Source organism: Synechococcus sp. R3-13, from assembly GCF_047462195.1.
In the GTDB taxonomy this organism is placed as follows: domain Bacteria; phylum Cyanobacteriota; class Cyanobacteriia; order Thermostichales; family Thermostichaceae; genus Thermostichus.
This window is the reverse complement of the sequence record NZ_JANSIO010000400.1, coordinates 1-3,865: the sequence shown is the minus strand read 5'-3', so window position 1 is coordinate 3,865 and position 3,865 is coordinate 1. Positions and strand designations below refer to the sequence as shown.

At 59.2% G+C, this 3,865-nt stretch carries 4 protein-coding genes; 3 read left to right on the top strand and 1 reads right to left on the bottom strand.

The features are described 5' to 3' along the window. On the top strand, nucleotides 1-1,635 hold a 1,635-nt coding region (locus tag NW856_RS11805), incomplete at its 5' end, for a ComEC/Rec2 family competence protein (protein ID WP_414400435.1). 182 nt (nucleotides 1,636-1,817) lie between these two features. Here NW856_RS11805 and NW856_RS11800 read toward each other — a convergent pair. Next, a complete protein-coding gene (locus NW856_RS11800; protein ID WP_238376900.1) occupies nucleotides 1,818-2,093 on the bottom strand; it encodes a hypothetical protein in 276 nt (91 codons plus the stop codon). A 236-nt stretch (nucleotides 2,094-2,329) separates the two neighbouring features. Here NW856_RS11800 and NW856_RS11795 point away from each other — a divergent pair, with 236 nt between their 5' ends. Further along, nucleotides 2,330-3,133: a prohibitin family protein gene (locus NW856_RS11795; RefSeq protein WP_414400434.1), complete on the top strand. Its 804-nt coding sequence runs from the start codon at nucleotides 2,330-2,332 to the stop codon at nucleotides 3,131-3,133. Nucleotides 3,134-3,213: 80 nt separating this feature from the next. Next, nucleotides 3,214-3,864: an SPFH domain-containing protein gene (locus NW856_RS11790; RefSeq protein WP_414400433.1), complete on the top strand. Its 651-nt coding sequence runs from the start codon at nucleotides 3,214-3,216 to the stop codon at nucleotides 3,862-3,864. Nucleotide 3,865: the final 1 nt, after the last annotated feature.

Genomic DNA, 3,865 nt, shown 5'->3' with positions numbered 1-3,865 from the left:
CGGCAGGGGAATCTGTTGGCTTCCTTGGTGCTGGGATCCCGGGCCGCCCAATTGGATTTCGACTTGCAGGATGCCTTCCGGGAAATCGGCATGGCCCATGCGCTGGCCGCCTCTGGGTTTCATGTGTCGCTGTTGGTGGGGGTGGTGTTTGTCCTAACACGGCGGTTGGCGGTGCGCCTGCAGCAGGGGATCATTCTGGCAGTGCTGGGGCTTTATATCGCCCTCACGGGGTTCAGCCCTTCGGTGTTGCGGGCAGCACTGATGGGGGCAGCAGCCATGCTGGTGCTGACGGAGCCGCGCCTGGAAGGAAAGGTGAAGCTCAATCCCCTGGGGACGCTACTGGTGGCGGCAGTTTTGCTCTTAATCTACGAGCCGCTGTGGATTACAGACCTGGAGTTTCAGCTCAGCTTTGCCGCCACCCTGGGCCTGCTGGTGGGGACAGCTCCCATCGTTTCCCGCTTGGACTTTTTGCCCCCGGCAGTGGCCACCGCCTTGGCCGTTCCTCTGGCCGCCCAGATCTGGACTTTGCCGCTGCAGGTGGCCATCTTTGGCCGCATCCCCACCTATTCACTGCTGGCCAATCCCCTGCTGATGATCCTGTTGCTGCCGCTGCTGGTGGCGGGGTTCGGGGTGGCCTTTGTGGCTTTACTCTCTCCAGGGCTGGGATCCCTGCTGGCCCGGCCCTTGACGTTTTTGATCACGCCTTTAATCAACTGGGTGAACTGGATGGCCAGCTGGCCTCTGAGTTCCTACTACACCGGCCGGGTCTCCCTGCTCCAGTGCCTGCTCCTCTACGGGGCGCTGGTGGCCCTAACCTTTTGGCCGCGGTGGCGACAGGCCTTCCGCTGGCAGGGCACAGCCCTGATCATGGCCGCCATCCTCCTGGGTCCAAGGATGTGGCCGGGGCCGCCGGTCCAAATTACCGCCTTGGCCAGTGGACGAATTCCCATCCTGGCCATTCAAGCGGAAGGGCGCCACCTCTTGCTCAACAGCGGGGATCCCCGTTTGGCAGAACGCACGGTGTTGCCCTTTTTGCGGCAGCAGGGCTTGCGCCGTCTGGACGGGGCGGTGGCCATGACCTCCGCCGGCTCTGCCAATGGCGGCTGGGAGATCCTGCTGTCGGCTTTCTCCAAAGGAGTACGTCCCGCCAACGCGATTGGGCAATTCTGGGATGGGGGAGGGGCTAATGCGGCTTCCGAAAGTTACCTGCGTTCCCTTAGTGCCGTGCAAGCTGCCGGGATCCCCTATCGAGTGTTGCAGCCTGCCGACCGGATCCCGGTGTCGCAGCGGTTGAGCCTACAGGCCATCCACACCAATCCCCTGGTGTTGACTTTAGAAACAGAGGGATCCCATTGGCTGCTGCTGGGCTCTGCCGGCACCCATGTGCAAGCCGAGCTAACCGGATCCCCGCTGATGCCGGCCCAGATCGACTGGCTGTGGTGGGACGGGGGATCCCTGATTTTGGATCTCCTGGAGCGCTTTCAGGTGCAGGCGGGCATTAGCTCTGGCTCTGTCGGCGAGACGGTGGTCACCTGGTTCCGGCAGAAACAACGACCCCTCTACGTAGCCGATCGAGCTGGAGCGGTGAGCTGGTCGCGGCGGGGAGTGCAAACTTTGAGGTCACAATTGGATTGAGCAGCGCTGTAGTCTGGGGTACAAACTCGGTAGAATTCGAGCAAAAAAGCTTGCAGCTTCCCAAACAAAGTGGGAGAGAGGCTAGCAGGGCAAGGCGGCGGGGGATGTCTTAGACATGTTCAGAGTAGCTACAGAGGAATAGCTACAGAAGCCGATCCCGCATTCGTCCACAGAGGGTACCTCTACACCTGCAGCGGTTCCCTGGGACAAGCGGGCAGTTGCCAGCACATCTCCAGCCAGCTTTTTAGCTCCTCAGGTTGGCCCATGAGGCTCATTTCCACCAGCAGAATGGCGGCCCGGTCGGCGGCTCCTTTGGATCCCAGACGAATCAAGGCAGACAGGCTTTCTTCCCGCCAGCAGACGGATACCCCCTGCCGGATCAAGGCCCGGGCGGCAACGGGGATGCACGAGAGTGGCACTTGGATGTCCCGCCGCTCGTAATCGGGAATGGACAGCATGAACGGCAACCCAAATCTTTATTATGTCTTAATCTTCTTCCCTTTTCGCCTGTCCGTCACGGGTCTTTGCAAAGTATGAAGTGATCTTTTGTGAACTTTGTAGAGAACTCGACATCGTTGCGAATAGTGGGAGAGAAAGACAGGGATCCCTGTAGAAGGCTTAAAAAATAGCGGCGATTTCTCAGCCTCATTTCCCCACAGCCGCGAGAATGGCTGCATGCGCAGGAGATGGGGAGATGCGAGCAGAAGGTTGGGAAAGGCGAGTTGGTCGCTGGTTGCCCAAGGCCACCCTTGCCGGAGCCGTATTGATCCTAGTGGCGATGGGCAGGCCGCTGCGACTGGTGGGCAACGGAGAAAATATGGTGGTGTTCACCTGGGGAGGGGGGGTGAGCCCGATGGCTTTGCAGCCTGGTCTCCATTGGGTGCCGCCTTTTGTCTCGCGCACGGTTACCTTCGATGTAAAAACGCAGGCCCTCACCTGGAAGGACAAAGACCCGACTGCCTACGCGCCGCGGCTGGTGGCCCTTTCTCAGGATGGGCAGCAGATTGCGGCTGAGGCGACGCTGCAGTTTCGCATTGTGGACGCCCCCAAGGTCTATACGCAACTGGGGGAGAACTACCTGGATCGCATCGCTCCTATTGTTCGGTCGGTCATTCTGAATGAGACCAGCGGCTTTTCCGCCCAGGCTCTGTATTCCACGGAGCGCCCGCTGCTGCAAGGACAAATTCGGGAACGGGTGGCTCTTCTGCTGAAGGAATACGGCATCGAGGTTTTGGATTTTCTGCTGCGGGATGTGGATTTCGATCCTGATTTCGTAGCGGCCATTGAGGCAAAAACCATTGCCGAAAATCAACTGGCGCAAAAGCAATTTGAGATCGAGCAGGCCCGCCAAGATGCCCGCGCCATCATTTCTCAAGCTGAGGCAGAAGCCGGTCAATTGAGAGCCAAAGCACAGGCCCTCACCCAAAATCCGCAGTACCTAGAGGTGGTCAAAGCCGCGGTACTGGGATCCCGTCTGGAAACTTTGATCACCAAATAACTCAACAGGAAATCAATCCTTTTAGCCTGTCCCCAATTTCCTCAGCTCTTCTCACCGACCCTAAAACGGGAGCAGCCGCCATGTATCCAACAGGAGAAGCACCCCACAGCAGAGCCGGTTGGCTAACCGCGGGAGGGATCGCCGTCTTGGCGGCCCTGGGAGTGCTCCGCGCTTGCCTGTACGTCACTTTGCCCGGACATGCCACTGTAGTTTTCAATACCTTTTCCGGGTTGCAGAAGGGGCGGGTGGAACTGCCAGGGGCCATCTTCCGGATCCCAGGGATCGAAACGCCGATCACCTACACCGTGCTCACCCGCGTTTGGGAGTTTACCAACGACCCCGCCTCGGCCAATGCCATCAGCAACGCCATCACCGTGAACACTGCCGATGGGCAAGCCTTTGCCATCGATGTGGCCATTGCCCTCAAGCCCAACCTCGCCACTTTGGACGAGCTGCACGCCAACATCGGCGAGAACTATCTTTCCACGGTGGTGGTGCCGGTGGTGCGCTCCAAAATCCGGGATATCTCCGCCTCTTTCAATTCGGAAGACTTTTACCGGAAAAGCCAGCGGGCTGCCATCGAACAACGAGCGCTGGACTTGATTCGCCAAGAGATGCCTACTGTCAACCGCGATGGCCAAACCCTGCCTCTGGTGCAGGTGGAGGGCCTGTTTCTGGGCAACCCCGATTTCCCACAAGCCTTAGGTCGTGTTGATCTTATGTTAGGATAGA